A 17,304-nucleotide genomic window follows, 5' to 3' on the forward strand; every position below is an offset into this window, starting at 1 on the left:
GACAGACAAACGCGACGTTCTGTCAGCGTGTCCGCCGCTGCCCGGCAAGTGACGAATGCCGAATGACGGGCCTTGGGCAATCCCGGCCGCCATGCGCGGCAGGTGACCTAGCGCCGGTCGCGACAGAAAGCAATATCCACCCCGTCTTGCCCACCTCGGCGCGTCCGGCTCTGCACAATCGCGGCAAAACGGAAGATCCGGCGGAAGGCCAAAGGTTACACCTAGGATAACTGGGGATGGAGTTTTAACCGGAGCACAGTAACGGTTGGTTTGTGAGTTGCCGCTAATGTGGCCGAATTAACGTCATGCGGTAGGAAATGCGGTGGAAGCGGTCTGGAATCATGTGTTGGCCAATTGTGCCATCATCCTCTTCACGATCTTGGCCTGGACCAACGTGCCCCAGGGGCGCGCACGAAAACCGTTTGTCGAGCGCATCAAGCTTGGTTTTTTCTTCGGTTTCGGAACCTTGCTGGTCATGGCGCGTCCCATCGAGTTCGAGCAGGGCATCTATATTGATCTGAGAACCATCACCCTGTCGATTGCCGGCCTCGTCGGCGGCTGGCCCGGTGCTTTGGTGGCCGCTGTCATGGCCGGCGCCTTTCGCCTGTGGTTGGGCGGGGTTGGGGCCAGCGCCGGGGTTGCCATCATTATCCTGGCCGCCTCTATCGGCGTGGCCGGCGCATGGTGGCTCGCCGGCCGGCTTGCCACCTATCGCGAACTCCTGACCTTTTCCGCGCTGATCTGCCTTGGCAACCTGGTTGTCCTTCTGATCATGCCGCAAAACCATCTCACCGAGGCTCTGCATCAGGCCGCCGGTATCTGGATCGGCACGGTCTTCGTCACAACCTTTCTGTCCTCCATGGCCGTCTTCGCCGAACTGCGCCGCCGCGACTTTGCAAAAACGCTGAAAATGTATGAGGCGGTCATCCGGTCCCTGCCGGAAAGCATGAATGTGAAGGATCCCGACGGTCGCTTCGTCATGGTCAATCCGGCCACCGCGAAACTCATGCGCGTGGCATCGGAACAGGATCTGATCGGCAAGACCGACCATGATTTCTATCCGCCTGAAATTGCCGATACATTCCGCGCCGACGAACTCGACGTGCTGGCCGGCAACGACGCCAAGACGGTCGAGCAGATCATCGTCTGGCCGGATAGCGGCGAGATCACGCTGTCGACGCTGAAAGCGGCATTGCGCGATGACGAGGGCATGCTGATCGGCCTGATCACCCATAATCGCGATCTGACCGAAAAGAAGGAACTCGCCTCGGCGCTGGCCGAGAGCGAGAAGCGGGCCAATGCCGCCCTTTCCAACATGGCCGATGGCCTGATCATGTTCGATGCGGAGATGAAGGTGATTTTCTGCAACGAGCAGTATCGCGCCATGTTCCCGCTGACCGCCGATATGCGCGTGCCCGGCATACCCGCACGCCAGATCCTCGAGGCGGCGATGGAACGCGGCGAGATCACCGGCATTCCGCCAGTCGAGGCCAAGAGCTTCATCGATAACGCCATGTCGCGCCTGCGCCAGCCCGGAACGGTCCAGTTCCCGCTCGCAGATGGGCGCTGGGTCGAGTCCCGCACCACCCCTTCGGAGAACGGCGGTTGCCTCGTGGTCTGCTCCGACATCACCCGCGCCAAGCGCGACGAACAGGAACTGCGCGACCTCAACGAAAAACTCGCCGAAATGGCGATGACCGACAGCCTGACCGAACTCCTCAATCGCCGCGCCTTCGACACCGCCCTGGCCACCGAAATGACCCGTTGCATCGGCACCGATGCCGGCCTCAGCATCCTTCTGATCGATGTCGATCGCTTCAAGGCCTATAACGACACCTATGGCCATACCTCCGGCGATGATTGCCTGCGCCAGGTGGCGATGGCCGTCCGCTCCGTCGCCCGCCGCCCCGGCGACCGCGCCGCCCGCTATGGCGGCGAGGAAATGGCGCTCATCCTGCCCAATACAAGGGAAGAGGCGGCCATCGCCATGGCGCATGACCTGCGCATGCGCATCCGGGCGCTGGAGATCCCCCATACCGGCAGCGAAAAGGGCGTCGTCACCGTCAGCATTGGCGTGGCCACCATCGGCAAGCTGGCAAGACAGGTGCCCAGCACGCAGTTTATCAACCGGGCCGACGAGGCACTCTACCGCGCCAAGGCCTCCGGCCGCGATGCCGTGCGCGCCTGGGAAGAGGAGGCCGTGGTGGAGCAGAGCTCGGCGGGCGGCAGCAAGCGATAAGCGGCAGCAAGCGATAGGGGGAAGCGTCCCCCAGCTTGGCATGGATCTCCTGTCGAAACCGCAGGCCGGACAATCATGGCCCGGCACGTATCCGGGCATCGCCCCCTCGCGCATATCCAGTGAGATCCAATTCGGATTTCTCGTCCGGAGACTGCGCCAGATCAAGAAGAGAGCCGATATGCGGTGAGCCCGTCTTCACCGCACATCGTCTAGTCTTGGCCCTTGGCGATATAGGCCGCCAGTTCCTCGGAACGCCCTTCGGGAAAGGCCTCCTTCAGATAGTCCAGAAAGGCAGACACCCGGGCGCTTAACAGCCGTCGCGACGGATAGAGCGCCCAGAGCCGGGTTTCCGGTCCCTCCACCTCACCCCAGAGAACCAGATTGCCGGCCGCGATATCGCCGGCGACCAGCGAGGTGGGAAGCCTGGCCGCACCCACACCCATCCGCGCTGCATCGCGCACCATGGTCATCGATGACAGGCTGAGCACCGGATCGATGGCCAGCGATAGAGGCCCGTCCGCCGTTATCATCCGCCACTGTCCGGCCTGGCCAGCCGCGCCGCGCAGCACCACCGGCACGCGCGCGCCCTCGGCAGGGCGGGGCAGGGCGGGGCTCGCCACGACCACGAGCCCGTCACGCAGGAAAACGCGCCCGATCAGGCTCTCATCGTCAGGCGGATTGACCCGGATCACCAGATCATAGCCCTCCTCGATCATGTCCACCGGGCGGTCCTCGGTGGTCACCTCCAGCCGGACCTCCGGATAGCGCAGCGCAAATCCGGCGGCGAGCCGGCCCATCGCCGTCTGCGAAAAGAGAAGGGGCGCGCTGATCTTCAGCCGCCCCCGCGGTGTTCGCCCGCCAGAGGTGATCGCGGCTGCCGTTTCGTCGATTTCCGCCAAAAGCGCACCGGCCCGCTGATGCAGCATCCGGCCTTCCTCGGTCAGCGCCAGGCGCCTGGCCCCGCGCTCGAACAACCGGATGGCAAGGCTGGCCTCCAGTTCGGCCACCCGCCGCGACAGGGTCGCCTTCGGCCGGCCGGTGGCGCGCGCGGCGCGGCCAAAGCCGCCATGCCGGGCAACGGAGACAAAATCGGCAAGCGCCAGCAGATCCATTGTTCCACCTATGAGACGAGCTGTCCAAATTATCGATCTATTGGATCACCTGTGGGGCAGCGATAGTCAAGCCGTCAACACAACACAACACCAATCCAGCTACGGAGAACCCACAATGACCATCCTCGTTACAGGTGCCACCGGCCGCGTCGGCCGCCACGTCGTCGACCAGCTCCTCGCCCGCAAGGCTGCCGTCCGCGTCCTCGTTCGCGATCCCGCCAAGGCCGATTTTCCAGCCGCCGTCGAAGTTTCCAAGGGCGATCTCCTCGATGTCGATGCCCTGCGCCAGGCCTTGAAGGGCGTCACCACGCTCTTCCTGCTCAATGCCGTGGCCGGCGACGAGTTCACCCAGGCGCTGATCACCCTCAACATTGCCCGCGAACAGGGCGTCAACCGCGTCGTCTATCTCTCGGTTCTGCACGCCGATCACTTCGTCAACGTGCCGCATTTCGCGGTGAAATCCGGGGCGGAGCGCATGATCGCGGCCATGGGCTTCAGCGCCACGATCCTGCGCCCGGCCTATTTCCTCGACAATGACGTGATGATCCGCGACGTGATCGCAAATTACGGCGTCTATCCAATGCCGATCGGGTCGAAGGGCGTGGCGATGATCGATGTCCGCGACATTGCCGAAGTGGCAGCGATCGAACTGGTGCGGCGCGATCAGGCAGAGGGGCATCTGCCCAGCGAGACCCTCAATCTGGTCGGGCCGGACACCTTGACCGGCGAGGACCTCGCCGCCCTCTGGACCGAAGCGCTGGGCCGCCCCATCGCCTATGGCGGCGATGACCCATCCGGCTTCGAAGCGCAGATGGCCTCCTTCATGCCGAAATGGATGGCCTATGAAATGCGCCTCATGGCCGAACGTTACGTCAGCGACGGCATGATCCCGGCAGACGGCGATGTCGAGCGCCTGACGAAGCGCCTCGGCCGCCCCCTGCACAGCTACAAGGCCTTTGCCGAACGCCTGGCAAAGACAGGCTGATCCCACCCGACGCCACAAGCACACACGAGCGACGTGCCTTCACGTCGCTCGCCATGGCCCGGACCATGCGGGAGCGAATGACGGAAATGCGCGAGCGATTGCAGGTACGCCCTGTTGCAGAGCCTCACCTGCGAACACCACGCCCTTTACTTCAAAACCCCCGTCGCCAGCGCCCGCTGGATGCCGCGCACATCCGTGCCCTTCTTCAGCGTCTTGGTGACGGGCGTCGCGGTGCCGGAGACCCAGATTGTCAATTCACTGTCGAGATCGAAAGTGCCGGCGGTTTCGACGGAAAAGCGGGTGATCGCCCGGTAGGGCACGGAGGTGTAATCGACCTTGGAGCCGGTAATGCCCTGCACGTCGATCAGGATCAGCCGCTTGTCGGTGAAGACGAAGATGTCGCGGATCACCTTGAAGGCGAGGCCTACGGCTTCGCCCTCGATCAGCACTCCATCCAGGCGCTTGGCAAGATCAGCCGGATCGACGCTCGATCCATGCCCCAGCAAACCGTCGAAAAGTCCCATTCTCTGTCTCCTGTATTTGACGCAGACATGGGGTCGAAGCCATGCTGTGACAAGGGGTTAAGGCTCGGGCCTTAGGGCAGGGGGCTTAAGGCACGGGGATAAAGGCACGGGGGATAAAGGCAAGGCGCTCAAGACAGACTTAGCGCCTGCCTTGCCGTGCAAATAGCGCGGCAGCCGTCAGGCAGAGCCCAAGCACGACCAGCGGCGGCACGGCATGGCCATATTCGCCATGATAGACCACCGTCGCCACGGCGCTCGCCATGACGGAACTTCCCAGAACCGCGCCCCACAGGCGAAAGCGGGTGAGGAGGATCAGGCTGGTTGCAAGCTCCACCGCTCCCGTCACCCAGTGGAACCAGTCGGGATAACCCCAGCGCTGATAGTCCGCCAGAATGGTTTCGGAGGCAAACATGTTGCCGAAGGCGCCAATGGCGAAGAAGGCGGCCAGCAGCCAGTTGAGGGCGGAGAGCCAGTTTAATCTAGACATTCTCGGATCCATGATAGGTTTGAAACGCGCCGTTGAGAAAGACGGAGACGGCATGGCGGACGATGGCGTCGATGTCCGATGCTGCGGGCAGCTTGAGACCGATCAACGCCTTCAGCTGGACATCGGCCGTGGTCAGGCTGATGAAGTCGGCAGCCAGTTGTGCGGCCTCGACATCGCGGCGGAGCAGGCCCGCCCTTTGACCGTCCTCGATCCAGCCTGTCAGAATGCGTTGCGCATTCATGTGGCCGGCATGCCAGATCGACTGGGCAAGGCTCGGGAAGCGGCGGCCTTCGGCAATCATCAGCCGGTGCAGCGCCACGGTGCGTGGCTGAAGCGTGATCTCGACCATCTTGCACCCGATAAGGGTGAGGGCATTCAGCGGATCGCGTCCCTCGACTTCCATCGCCCGCAGCGGTTCTGCCAGGTCCTCGCAAAGGGCGGTGATCGCCTCGACAAACAAACCCTCCTTGCCGCCGAAGTGATCATAGACATTGCGTCTGGAACCGCCGACCCGCGCAATCAGCCCGTCGACGGATACCGCCTCATAGCCCTCGACGAGAAACATGTCGGTTGCCGCTTCCTTCAGGGCCCGAATGCGGTCCTCACCCTTTTTTGTCCGATGCTCGGCAGCCATCCACGCCCCCTTTGAGCCGATCCAGCCTTGTTGAGGATTTGGTATGGTACTGTACCGTACCAGTCAAGTCATGGATCGCCAGCAAGCTGCGCCCACTCGCCGCAGGCAAGGGGGGAAAGCCCAGCCGATCCGCCTCCGGCTTGCAGCGCGACGCTGCTGACAATCAGAAGGACAAGGGCAGGGGGCGGCCCGCAGACCTGAAAGCGCACCCCACATGCGGCCTCATCCGCGTTCCACCCCATAATCCGGCAGATCGACATCATCCGAGCGCGAGGCGATCACCTTGGCCAGCATCGGCTTGATGCCCGGCAGTGCGGCCACTTTCAGCACCGCATGCTGCAGGGCGACTCCGAAACGGGTCTGTGGCTGCAGGAATTTGGGGCCGGCCTTCGGCACGTTCTGGCCCTTCTCCACGTCGGGCCGCATCCTGTCTTCATAGGCGCGAAGCGCACTGCCAAGCTCGGCCTTCGTCGCCAGTTCACCGGCCAGCACATAGGCGCCGATGATCGCCAGCGTCGCGCCGATGCCGGCAATCGGCGTTGCGCACCAGGCGGCATCTCCGGTCAGCACGACATGGCCGCGAGACCAGTGATCGAGCCGCACTTGCCGCAGCACATCGAAATAGAGGTCGTCCGTGGTCGAAAGCCCCTGCAGCACCCGCTCGGCCTCCCATCCGGCATCGGCAAAGCGCGTGGTGAGAAAGGCCTTCTGCGCCTCGGGCGACAGATCGTCCTCGCCTTCCGGCGCCTTCTGCACAACGAGGATCGCCCGCGTCGTGCCGTGATTGTCCGGCCGGAGCCAGATGCTGCGGCCTTCACCGGCGGTGAAGATCCGGCAATGGTCCTCGTCGGTCGGGCCCTTGGCCAGGGTGAAATAACCCATGATCACATCGAGGAAACGCGGATCGTTTTCCCCGGCAAAGAGCAGCTCCCGCGTCGAGGAACCGACGCCCTCGGCAACCACGACGAGATCGAAACGCTCCCGCCGGCCGCTGTCGAAGGTCACGTCCGCATCGTCGGGCCCGTCATCGACCGCCGCAATCCGGTCGCCGAAGCGAAACTCCACGCGATCGCCGCAGGCCTCAAACAGCAGCCGCGCCAGATCGCCACGCAGGATTTCCAGCTCCGCCGTCGGCCCGTCCGCCCCCATCTCGTCGACGTCGAAGGTCGCCACGGTCTCGTTGTTTGCGTCGACGAAGCGGATGCCGGTCTCGCCGGTGCCGGATGCGGCAACGGCCGCTTCCAGCCCCATCTTCTGCAAGACGGTGCGTCCCGCGCCGCGCACATCGATATTCTGCCCGCCATCGCGAAATTCCGGCGCGCGCTCGACGACCGTGACGTCGAAACCGGCGCGCTCCAGCCACCAGGCAAGCGTGGTCCCGGCAATGCTGGCGCCGGTGATGAGCACGCGCCGTCTGATCCCGGGCGCGCTCATTTCAGCCGCTCGTAAAAGGCTTCGATCGTTGCCACCTCGATCCCGAGCTTGGTCAGCGAAGCATGTACGGAGAGATGGTTCTCGTCATGCAGGATGAACCAGTCTTCAAAGCCGAACCGGGTCTTCGATCCGTCCGCGGCCGGCACGTCGCGGGCATAGGTCCAGCGAAAGGCCGATCCGGCCTGCTCGCCATCGGCGGCCCCATCGATCAGCGCCTCGCGGCCCTCGTAACGGGTCTCGCTGCGTTTATGGATCGTCCAGCTCAGGCTGTCGGAATGGCCGTCATCGAAGAAATAGTCCTCTTTCAGCGTCAGCACATTGGCCTCCGCATCAAACAGGCCCCGCGCATCAATGGTGAACCGGTTCTGGAACCCGCCCAGCCGCCCGATCGTCACGCCCCATCCCCGGATCGGCCCGGTGAAAAAGTCTTCAAGAAGAAATGTCGGTTGCCTCTGGGCAAAATCGTCAAGTTTCACGCGCGCCTCCATACTGGCCGGCATGGAGCCGGCTTCGGCGGGGAAACACGGGGGACGCGGTTCTGTTCCAGCGGCGGGAACAAGGGCAGGCGGTGAGGGGGGAGCTTACTGACAGCAGCTCCGGCTCATGCCTGGCACAGGATCTTGAAACAATGGCGGGTCCGAGCTATATTTTTCCTAGCAGCAGACAACGAGGCTTCCGCAAGGTCGCTGTTGCAAGTGCACCCTGAGAGGTCGGTACACCACGGTAAGGCACACTCGTTCGGCGGTAACGCCATGGGAAAGGCTCCTTTCGGGAGCCTTTTTTGTTTCTAAGGCACTTTTGTCTGCTGGAAGTGCGCCATTTTGATCAATTGCCAGACATTGTATTTTCGCTTGATATGGCTGAAATCGATGTCTTTCCGGTAGGCGCTTTTGACCACCAGTTCCACGTCGTGCTCCTCGGATCGACTTGGAAAAAGGTAATAGACAACGAGATCGTTGAGCCCAGAGGTCAACACAGGGCCGGCAACGGCAAGATTGCTTGCCTTGTTTTTGTCGAGCGATTTCCAGGTCAGATAGTTCTTCTCGATCATCCGCTTGCACACATCCGGAAGCGTCAGAGAATTTCGATATCGTTCTTCGCAAAACTGTCTCAAGAAGCCTGCCTCATCGCGCAAGCGAAAGGCTGCGGTATCGCCCTCGTGCCGCCTTGAAAACACATGCGTCTGATAGGAGATGCGGATGTTGATCTCGGCACCGCCGGCGCCCTGTCCGGGCAGCCACACGGAAGTCGGCACAAGGTGCTCGAATGTGAACCTCGCTTGTGCGTGTTCGATCGTTGGAAATGAGCCGTTTATGGTCGTCATGAGACGCGATCACCAGATGGGGCAAGACATCTCCCAGGATCTGGCCCCTGACAACAACGAATGGAATGCCAGGTTGCACCGGGTTGTCTGGCTCTGAAACATCAACTCCATTCCCGATATACGGGCACTCAACCAATTCGACAACCTGAGAGGTGCGCCCTTTGCGCGGCATCTGCTTCAGTCCACTCGTAACAAGTTCGGCCTCCGGTTCCGTTGCGCGTACCCCCGTTCGCGCCCCCCAGACGCCTTGAAAAACACCGGTTTCACACCTCAGACATTGCAACGTCCCGTCGCAGCCTTGCCACCGGCCCACCGCTCCCCCTATACTGGTCGCAGATCGACGGGATCGCGGCGCCATCATCTTTCGGGCCGTACCTCCCGCGGGAGCGGCCGGCTCATCGGCATTCCCGGCTGTGCGCGGCGGGAAGCTGCGCGTTGCTTCGACCCATCAAACGGACCCACAGTGTTTACTGAAATTGCTATCGTTGTTTTCCTCACGCTCCTGAACGGTATCCTTGCCATGTCGGAGCTTGCGGTCGTCTCCTCGCGCCCGGTGCGGCTTCGAATTCTCGCCGATCAGGGCAGCCGGGGTGCCGCCATCGCCATCGGCCTTGCCCAGGATCCCGGCCGTTTCCTCTCCACCGTGCAGATCGGCATCACGCTGGTCGGCGTCCTCTCCGGCGCTTTTTCCGGCGCCACGCTCGGCGGCCGTCTGGCCGGCTGGCTGGAGCTGCAGGGTCTGTCGGCCTCGCTCGCAAACGGTCTCGGCGTCGGCTCGGTCGTTGTGGCCATCACCTATCTCTCGCTGATCGTCGGCGAACTCGTGCCCAAGCAGATTGCGCTGCGCGCCCCCGAAGCCGTCGCCGTCAAGGTCGCGCCCGCCATGGCGCTGCTGTCGCGCGTGGCACTGCCGCTGGTCTGGTTGCTCAATGCCTCCGGCAAGCTGGTGCTTGCGCTGCTGGGCCAGTCCGGCCAGTCGGAAGAAAAGATGACCGATGAGGAAGTCCGCACCGTGATTGCCGAGGCGCATAGCGCCGGCGTCATCGAGGCGGGCGAACAGGAAATGATCTCCGGCGTCATGCGCCTGGCCGACCGCACCGCCCGTGGCCTGATGACGCCGCGCCGCGATGTCGAGGTGATCGATCTGGAGCATGATCCGGCCGAGATCCGCGAACAGCTGCGCCACACCCAGCGCTCGCGCCTGCCGCTGCGCAATGGCACATCGGATGAGATCGTCGGCGTCGTCGCCGTCAAGGATGCGCTCGATGCCTGGCTGGAAGGCCGCGAGGTCGATCTTCTGGCGCTCGCCCGCGAAGCCCCCGTTGTTTCGGACCGCTCCTCCGCCCTGACCGTCATCGAGCAGCTGCGCAAGGCGCCCGCCCGCATGGTGCTGGTCTATGATGAATACGGCCATTTCGAAGGCGTGGTCTCCTCCGGCGACGTGCTGGAAGCCATCACCGGCGTGCTCGAAGACGAGGAAACCGGCGAACCCGCCCTGGTCTCGCGCGCCGACGGCTCCCTGCTGGTCTCCGGCTGGATGCCGATCGACGAATTCGCCGACGAAATCGGCCTCACCTTCCAGCGCGAACCCGACTACGAAACCGTCGCCGGCTTCGTCATCGAAACGCTCCGCCACCTGCCATCGCTCGGCGAAAGCTTTTCCGTCGACGGCTGGCATTTCGAAGTCGTCGACATGGACGGCCGCCGCGTCGACAAGCTGATCGTCAGGCGGCAGGCGGAGTAAGGCAGGGCGTTTCCTTATCCCCTCATCCTGAGGTGCCCGACACCGTCGGGCCTCGAAGGACCGAGGCCCCGGCCAATCCCCAGACATCACCCCCCATCCACGCACCAACCCGGCCGCTTCACCCCGGGAAAGGGCTGACGGCCGTTAGACCTGCGGACAGCAGCGCTCTTCATGCAGCCCCTGATCGCGGCCTTCATGCGTCACGTCGGCGTGGGTTCAATCTTCCCGGCATTCGGCCGCCGCAGGTTGAAGAGATTGCCGACCAGGATCAGGCTGGCGCCGGCGGCGGTGAAGCCGTCGATCGCCTCGGCGTAGAGCAGGTAGCCGATCAGCGCCGACAGCGGCACCCGCAGGTAGTCCATCGGCATCACGACGGTCGCATCGGCATGGGAGAGCGCCTTTGCCATGCAGAAATGGGCAAATGACCCGGAAAATGCGAGCAGGACGATAAAAGGCCATGTCGCGGCCGAGGGCCAGGTCCAGACCTTGAGGGCCGGTATGAGACCGACGATCGATTGCACCACGAGCATCCAGAAAATGATCTTGGTCGCGCTGTCACGCCGGGTCAGCGCCTTTGTGGCGATGAACGAGATCGCGAAGACCACGGCGGCGCCGAGCACGATCAGATGCCCCGGATTGAGCGGGGCGACGCCCGGGCGCACGATGAAGGCGACGCCGGCAAGGCCGAACAGGATGACGACGCCCTTTCGCCATGTCAGTCGCTCGTTCAGGAAGAAGGCGGCGAGAAAGGCAGCCCAGATCGGCGCCGTGAACTCGATCGAGATGACCTGCGCCAGCGGGATCATCGTCAGCGCCATCAGCCAGGCATATTGCCCCAGATAGTGGGCGAGGTTGCGGCCGATATGCCGCGGCAGGATTTCGGTGCGCATCGCCCGAAGTCCGCCCTCGCGATAGACCAGGGGCAAAAGCATGAAAAAGGCGATGACGGACCGCATTTCCATCGCCTGGAAGACATTGATGTCGCGAGTGACAACGCGACCGGAAACGGACATGAGGAGCAAAAGCAACACGGATGTCACCATCCATGCTGCCGCCTTGGCGGTCGACCGACTGCTATCCAATGGGGTGGGCTTTCAGGGTTGGAGTGGGGACTCGGGAGGGGCCAAGACTATAGGACCCCGCCGCCAAGCTGTGTCAACGTTCGAAGGTCGAAGATGACGGGCGCAAAACCGACACGAGGGTGCAAACAGGACCTTGCCTGACCTCTCGCCTGTCCTGCGCCTTGCGCCCAAGACCCGGATGCCCGCAAGCACGACATCAGCCGTCCCCTACCACTGCTCGCCGATCCGCGCTATCTGGTCGTCCGACAACATCAATCCATGCGGGAGGATCATCATGGGCAAGCGGATCGTGTTTACCGGCGGCAGCGGCAAGGCGGGGCGGCATGTCGTGCCTTATCTTCTGGGAAAGGGCCACACGGTGCTGAATGTCGACCGCGCCGTGCTGGATGTCGAGGGCGTGCATACGCTCCTTGCCGATGTCACCGATGGCGCACAGGTGTTCAATGCGCTGTCCTGCCATTTCGGCTATGACGGCTATGAAGAGGCGGGTGGTCCGAAGCCGGTTGATGCGGTCGTGCATTTCGCCGCCGTGCCGCGCATCCTGATGAACCCTGACAACCAGACCTTCATCGAAAACACCGTCTCGACCTATAATGTCATCGAGGCCGCCGCCAAGCTTGGCATCCGCAAGGTCATCATCGCCTCGTCGGAAACCACCTATGGCGTCTGCTTTGCCGAGGGGAACAAGGACTACCACGAATTCCCGCTGACCGAGGATTACGACACCGACCCGATGGACAGCTATGGTTTGTCCAAGGTGGTCAACGAGAAGACGGCCCGCGCCTTTGCCATGCGCTACGGCATCGATGTCTATGCCCTCAGGATCGGCAATGTCATTGCGCCGGAAGATTATGCCGCATTCCCCGGCTATCTCGCCGATCCGCCATGCCGCAAGCGCAATGCCTGGTCCTACATCGACGCCCGCGATCTCGGCCAGATCGTCGATCTCTGCGTCGAAAAGGACGGGCTCGGCTTCCAGGTCTTCAACGCCGTCAACGACACGATCACCGCCACCATGCCGACGCGGGAATTCCTGGCGAAATACGCGCCGAATACGCCGATATCAGGCGATCTCGACGGCTTTGCCGCCCCCTTGTCCAACGCCAAGGCCCGCACGGTTTTGGGCTTCCGCGAAGACCATGACTGGCGCAAATATGTGAAGGTTTAAGGCCTCTCAGGGCGCAAAACGGCAATGCGGTTTTGCGCTCCGAACCTCATTCCATCCGCGTCCTCCAGCGGCCATCGGGCTGCAGATCGACACAGGCAGTTCTCGCGCCCGCGCTGAAATCGCATTCGGCCGCCGCCCCCACTTCCGCGTCAAAATCGATCACATCGCCGGGCATGCGCCGCGGGCCACCCGCCCGAACATAGAAGCGCTGCGAGGGTTTGTACTCAATCTGGCTCATGCCCTTCGCGCTGACGAAGCTGGACAATACGGGCACGCCTAGGTTTTCAACATACTGCCCCTGTCCGATGAAAAAGTCCCGATCCGGACTGATGTCCGGCTGGCTGGTACCAGGCAAAACGACGCGGACGCTGCCTGGCAGAACCGAGGGGTCGTGATACGGCCTGCTCAAACCGATCACCCCCCGGCTCACCTCCACTGTATTCTCCGGGTTTGATTCCGCATTCGCCAAGAGCACGGGCCGGGAATAGGAGGAGCCGCCGGATCCGGCTTTGCCGACCTGCATGGAGAGGTAAGATTGTGTCTGTACCACGAAGGTGAGCATGGCACCCGTTTCGTACAAGCAGCCGACCTCGCCGGAAAACAGGCAGGCCGTGATGACAGGCGCATCCGTGGCGAAGACGGCCGGCTGCTGAAAGACATAAAAATGCTGCGCAGACGGCATCCTGTTGGTCATCACAATGTCCAGCAGCTTTGGCATTCCGAAAACCTCCCCATGGCCGTCGCGTGGATGGAAGGACCGGCTGAGCCGGCAGGCGCGACAGAGGCGGACACAATGGGCGAGGATATCAGCGCCAGGCAATCATCAGACGCGGGCTATCCAGAGCTTTCCCGTGATGCGTGCGGATAGGCCCAGCAATGGCTGGTTCGGGCCAACTGACGCTGACGCTGCCTCCGGGCTTTGCAGCTGGTGCGGGCTGAAAACGACATCACGCCGCAACAATCGGCGTATGGCCAGATCGGGCGGGGCAGGGCACATGATTGCGTGAGAGCGGCCCGCATCCAACCCTGAACACGGCCTTTAACCGTCATCCACAACCTTTGAACGCAACCTTTAAAAAAGTGAGGGTCGCCCTCTTCCCTAACGTAAGTTCATGAGCGACTATGGATATACCCCAGAATACAAGGGGTTTTATTGCCGGCATCCGCAGGAGGGGTAGTATGGCCGCGACCCGACGCATGCATATCAGCAATATTGCCGAAACTGTGTTGGCCGGTCGCCGCTTCGTGTCCTTTGATGTGGCAATGGAAGGCCAGCTGATCTCGTCAATCGATGCGCCCGTGCTCGGTGGCCGCATTTCCTGGTCGCATGCGGCCTATCTCGGCTTTGCCGATTTCGACCACGCCGCCCGCAGCAATCTCGCCGTCGAGGTCGAGCAGGTGCTGACACCGCCGCCCAGACGCGGACACTGACCGGGCGAGGGGGCGACGTCGCCCAAGCCGCTCAAGTCGTTCAAGTCGCGCTAGTCGCCCTGGTCGCCCAAGCAGCGCTGGTGCCCAAATAGCCCGCGCCGCCGAAGCAGCCCGGGCCGCGCTTCAGCTCCGGCCCTGTTCGCCGACGCGCATCGGCCAGTCGACCACGTAATTCTCCAGATCCTCGACATCGAGGCCCTCTTCGGAAATCGTCCGTCCGCGCGCCGAAATCCCGGCCTGGTGCACGGTCTCCGGGCTTCCGGAGACGAGCGGGTGCCACCAGTAGAGATCAAGACCCTCGTCGATCAGCCGATAGCCGCAGGTCGGCGGCAGCCAGGTGATCTCGCGCAGACCCTTCAGGGTCAGCTGGATGCAGTCGGGCACGGTGGCCTGGCGGTTCTCATAGTCGGAGCAACGACAGCTGTCGCCGTCGAGCAGCTTGCAGGCGACCGAGGTGAAGACCACTTCGCCGGTGTCCCAGTCTTCGAGCTTGTTGAGACAACAGAGCCCGCAGCCGTCGCAGAGGCTTTCCCATTCGGCATTGCTCATTTCGGCGAGCGTCTTGGTCTTCCAGAAGGGCTGTTCGGTCATCGCTTCGTTCTACTGGGTGGTTTGCTTGATCGCAACGCGTGCGGTGGCATGGCCGCAACGCCGTCTGCAAAAGCGCGTGCCGGAGGCCGCGTGCATTAGCCATTGTGCGCGATTGCGCTTGTCCTTTTTCGGCAAATCGACCATCACTCATGCAAAGTCGGCTGCCGTGTCGTCTCGGTGCTCCTGAGCCCTAACGGCCGTCGCGTCAAGGGACGGAATTGATTTATTTCAGGAAGAGCGACTGTGTCCGGAGACGATCAGCCACAGGATGAGATGCCGAAGATGACGGCACCCGAGATCCGGCCGCCGGCGAAAAAGGCGGCGCGGCTGAAGCGCCATGTGCTGCTGCGCATCGACAGCTGGCTCGACTCGACGCTCTGGAATGCCGGTTACAATCTCGCCGAGACCTGGGAAGAAATCACCATCTTCTTCCGCCGCTTCCGCGTGCGCGGGTTGAAGAAACTGGGCTTCGAGATTGCCGGCGAGGCCATGACGCTCGGCACCGCCGGCGCGGTCGTGCTTCTGACGCTGGCCCAGCCGGCGCTGGAAGAGACCAAGAAGGACTGGCGCAACCACGACAATTTCGCCGTCACCTTCCTCGATCGCTACGGCAATTTCATCGGCCATCGCGGCATCATTCATGAAAACTCCGTGCCCGTCGATGAACTGCCGGACCATCTGGTCAAGGCGGTTCTGGCGACCGAGGACCGGCGCTTCTTCGAACATGTCGGCATTGATTTCTTCGGCCTTGCCCGCGCCATGACCGAGAATGCCCGCGCCGGCTCCGTTGTCCAGGGCGGCTCGACGCTGACCCAGCAGCTGGCAAAGAACCTTTTCCTCACCAATGAGCGCTCGATCGAGCGCAAGATCAAGGAAGCCTTCCTCGCCTTCTGGCTGGAAGCCAACCTGTCGAAGAAGGAAATCCTGTCGCTCTATCTCGACCGCGCCTATATGGGCGGCGGCACGTTCGGGGCGGCTGCCGCCTCGCAATTCTATTTCGGCAAGAACATCACGGAAGTGTCGCTGGCCGAGGCCGCGATGCTCGCCGGCCTGTTCAAGGCACCGGCCAAATATGCGCCCCACGTCAACCTGCCGGCGGCGCGCGCCCGCGCCAATGACGTTCTGACCAACATGGTCCAGAGCGGGCTGATGACCGAGGGCCAGGTGGTGGCGGCGCGGCGCAACCCGGCCACCGTCATCGACCGGGATGAGAAGGAAGCGCCGGATTATTTCCTCGACTGGGCCTTTGACGAGGTGCAGCGCATCGCCGCCCGCTTCAAGGACCACACGCTGGTCGTCCGCACCACGATCGATCTGGGCCTGCAACAGGCGGCTGAAGAGGCGGTTGCCTCGAGCCTGCGCGAATATGGCGAAAGCTACCGCGTCAAGCAGGGGGCGCTCGCCATGATCGAGAATGGCGGCGCCGTGCGCGCCATGGTCGGCGGTCGCGACTATGGCGAAAGCCAGTTCAACCGCGCCACGCGGGCGCTGCGCCAGCCGGGTTCCTCCTTCAAGATGTATACTTATGCGCTCGCCATGGAGAACGGCTACACGCCGCAGACCGTGGTGACCGACGGCCCGGTGTCCTGGGGCAATTGGAGCCCGCAGAATTACGGCCGCAGCTATGCCGGCCGGATCACGATGGAAACGGCGCTGGCGAAATCGATCAACACCATCCCCGTCCGCCTCGCCAAGGAAAAGCTCGGCATCGACGCCATCATCAAGACGGCAAAGGCCATGGGCGTGGAAACGCCGATCAAGAAGGACGTGACCATTCCGCTCGGCACGGCCGAAGTGACGGTCATGGATCAGGCAACGGCCTATGCCGTGCTGCCGGCCGGGGGGCGCGCGGCGCGCCGCCATGGCGTGGCGCAGATCATGAATTATGCCGGCGAGGTGCTCTATGATTTCGAGCGCGACGAACCGCCGGCCGAGCAGATCCTGACCGAACAGGCCGCGATCTACATGAACGAGATGATGTCGAAGATCCCCTATATCGGCACGGCACGCCGCGCCGCCGTCGATGGGGTTTTGACCGCCGGCAAGACCGGCACGACCCAGGCCTATCGCGATGCCTGGTTTGTTGGTTACACTGGTAACTATACGGCGGCCGTCTGGTTCGGCAATGACGATTACACCTCGTCGAACAACATGACCGGTGGCTCTCTGCCGGCCATGACCTTCAAGAAGCTGATGGATTATGCCCATCAGGGCATCGACCTGAAGCCGATCTTCGGCATCGACACGCCGATGCCGGAAAAGGAAGCCAAGCCGGAAGAGGCGGTGAGCGAAACCGGCGAGCCCCTGGTCACGCTGGTCAGGCCCCGCTCGCTGTCCTCGCAATCGACCCGGATGATCCGCGAGCTCGGCCAGAGGCTGAAATCCGCAACGCCGCTCTCGCTTCCTGCCGATACGGCCGCCCTTGGCCCGAAGGAAGCCCCGACCGGTGCGACCGGTGCGGCCCCTGCGACCGGTGCGACTGGTGCGACCGGCTCGGCCATCCCCGTTTCCAACTGATCATCCAAACGCGTCAGCATCATCCCGAAGGC

At 62.9% G+C, this 17,304-nt stretch carries 16 protein-coding genes; 6 read left to right on the forward strand and 10 right to left on the reverse strand.

Features of this window, described 5'->3' with window-relative positions; all coding sequences use genetic code 11:
• Nucleotides 1-322: 322 nt before the first annotated feature.
• The gene (locus ACSV9I_RS07930; protein ID WP_438328243.1) at nt 323-2,239 is read left to right on the forward strand and encodes a diguanylate cyclase; all 1,917 of its coding nucleotides are present in this window, start codon (nt 323-325) and stop codon (nt 2,237-2,239) included.
• A 209-nt stretch (nt 2,240-2,448) separates the two neighbouring features.
• Here ACSV9I_RS07930 and ACSV9I_RS07935 read toward each other — a convergent pair whose 3' ends face one another.
• Nucleotides 2,449-3,351: a LysR family transcriptional regulator gene (locus ACSV9I_RS07935; RefSeq protein WP_438328244.1), complete on the reverse strand. Its 903-nt coding sequence runs from the start codon at nt 3,349-3,351 to the stop codon at nt 2,449-2,451.
• A gap of 115 nt (nt 3,352-3,466) precedes the next feature.
• On the opposite strand from ACSV9I_RS07935, the gene ACSV9I_RS07940 reads away from it, so the two are divergent.
• Nucleotides 3,467-4,336, forward strand: coding sequence for an SDR family oxidoreductase (locus ACSV9I_RS07940; RefSeq protein WP_438328245.1), 870 nt, complete (start codon nt 3,467-3,469; stop codon nt 4,334-4,336).
• Nucleotides 4,337-4,482: 146 nt separating this feature from the next.
• Here the strand turns inward: ACSV9I_RS07940 and ACSV9I_RS07945 are convergent, their stop codons facing one another.
• The 6 genes from ACSV9I_RS07945 to ACSV9I_RS07970 all read right to left on the reverse strand — a co-directional run bounded on the left by ACSV9I_RS07945 (nt 4,483) and on the right by ACSV9I_RS07970 (nt 8,670).
• Complete coding sequence (locus ACSV9I_RS07945; protein WP_438328246.1) at nt 4,483-4,860, reverse strand: PH domain-containing protein; 378 nt, start codon at nt 4,858-4,860, stop codon at nt 4,483-4,485.
• A gap of 139 nt (nt 4,861-4,999) precedes the next feature.
• Complete coding sequence (locus tag ACSV9I_RS07950) at nt 5,000-5,347, reverse strand: DoxX family protein (RefSeq protein WP_438328247.1); 348 nt, start codon at nt 5,345-5,347, stop codon at nt 5,000-5,002.
• Nucleotides 5,340-5,981, reverse strand: coding sequence for a TetR/AcrR family transcriptional regulator (locus ACSV9I_RS07955; protein ID WP_438328248.1), 642 nt, complete (start codon nt 5,979-5,981; stop codon nt 5,340-5,342). Before ACSV9I_RS07955 ends, ACSV9I_RS07950 begins: the two co-directional genes overlap by 8 nt.
• A gap of 222 nt (nt 5,982-6,203) precedes the next feature.
• Nucleotides 6,204-7,415 carry an FAD-dependent monooxygenase gene (locus tag ACSV9I_RS07960; protein ID WP_438328250.1) on the reverse strand — a complete coding sequence of 404 codons (1,212 nt, stop codon included), beginning with the start codon at nt 7,413-7,415 and terminating at the stop codon, nt 6,204-6,206.
• A complete protein-coding gene (locus ACSV9I_RS07965) occupies nt 7,412-7,891 on the reverse strand; it encodes a DUF3833 family protein (RefSeq protein WP_438328251.1) in 480 nt (159 codons plus the stop codon). The genes ACSV9I_RS07960 and ACSV9I_RS07965 overlap by 4 nt, the downstream gene beginning before the upstream one ends.
• A 311-nt stretch (nt 7,892-8,202) precedes the next feature.
• Nucleotides 8,203-8,670, reverse strand: a complete 468-nt coding sequence (locus ACSV9I_RS07970) for a hypothetical protein (RefSeq protein ID WP_438328252.1) — start codon at nt 8,668-8,670, stop codon at nt 8,203-8,205.
• Nucleotides 8,671-9,202: 532 nt separating this feature from the next.
• Between ACSV9I_RS07970 and ACSV9I_RS07975 the strand changes: the two genes are divergently transcribed.
• Nucleotides 9,203-10,483 carry a hemolysin family protein gene (locus tag ACSV9I_RS07975; protein WP_438328253.1) on the forward strand — a complete coding sequence of 427 codons (1,281 nt, stop codon included), beginning with the start codon at nt 9,203-9,205 and terminating at the stop codon, nt 10,481-10,483.
• A 200-nt stretch (nt 10,484-10,683) separates the two neighbouring features.
• Here ACSV9I_RS07975 and ACSV9I_RS07980 read toward each other — a convergent pair whose 3' ends face one another.
• Nucleotides 10,684-11,526 carry a DMT family transporter gene (locus tag ACSV9I_RS07980; RefSeq protein ID WP_438328254.1) on the reverse strand — a complete coding sequence of 281 codons (843 nt, stop codon included), beginning with the start codon at nt 11,524-11,526 and terminating at the stop codon, nt 10,684-10,686.
• Between the two features lie 313 nt (nt 11,527-11,839).
• On the opposite strand from ACSV9I_RS07980, the gene ACSV9I_RS07985 reads away from it, so the two are divergent.
• The gene (locus ACSV9I_RS07985) at nt 11,840-12,733 is read left to right on the forward strand and encodes an NAD-dependent epimerase/dehydratase family protein (RefSeq protein ID WP_438328255.1); all 894 of its coding nucleotides are present in this window, start codon (nt 11,840-11,842) and stop codon (nt 12,731-12,733) included.
• A gap of 46 nt (nt 12,734-12,779) precedes the next feature.
• On the opposite strand, the gene ACSV9I_RS07990 is transcribed toward ACSV9I_RS07985, so the two are convergent.
• Complete coding sequence (locus ACSV9I_RS07990; protein WP_438328257.1) at nt 12,780-13,451, reverse strand: hypothetical protein; 672 nt, start codon at nt 13,449-13,451, stop codon at nt 12,780-12,782.
• A gap of 461 nt (nt 13,452-13,912) precedes the next feature.
• Between ACSV9I_RS07990 and ACSV9I_RS07995 the strand changes: the two genes are divergently transcribed.
• On the forward strand, nt 13,913-14,164 hold the full coding sequence (locus ACSV9I_RS07995; RefSeq protein ID WP_438328258.1) for a hypothetical protein: 252 nt from the start codon (nt 13,913-13,915) through the stop codon (nt 14,162-14,164).
• Between the two features lie 123 nt (nt 14,165-14,287).
• Here the strand turns inward: ACSV9I_RS07995 and ACSV9I_RS08000 are convergent, their stop codons facing one another.
• Nucleotides 14,288-14,755 carry a YcgN family cysteine cluster protein gene (locus tag ACSV9I_RS08000; protein WP_438328260.1) on the reverse strand — a complete coding sequence of 156 codons (468 nt, stop codon included), beginning with the start codon at nt 14,753-14,755 and terminating at the stop codon, nt 14,288-14,290.
• 273 nt (nt 14,756-15,028) lie between these two features.
• Here ACSV9I_RS08000 and ACSV9I_RS08005 point away from each other — a divergent pair, with 273 nt between their 5' ends.
• Nucleotides 15,029-17,272 carry a transglycosylase domain-containing protein gene (locus tag ACSV9I_RS08005; RefSeq protein WP_438328545.1) on the forward strand — a complete coding sequence of 748 codons (2,244 nt, stop codon included), beginning with the start codon at nt 15,029-15,031 and terminating at the stop codon, nt 17,270-17,272.
• Nucleotides 17,273-17,304: the final 32 nt, after the last annotated feature.

The organism is Rhizobium sp. G187 (genome assembly GCF_051549525.1).
In the GTDB taxonomy this organism is placed as follows: domain Bacteria; phylum Pseudomonadota; class Alphaproteobacteria; order Rhizobiales; family Rhizobiaceae; genus Allorhizobium.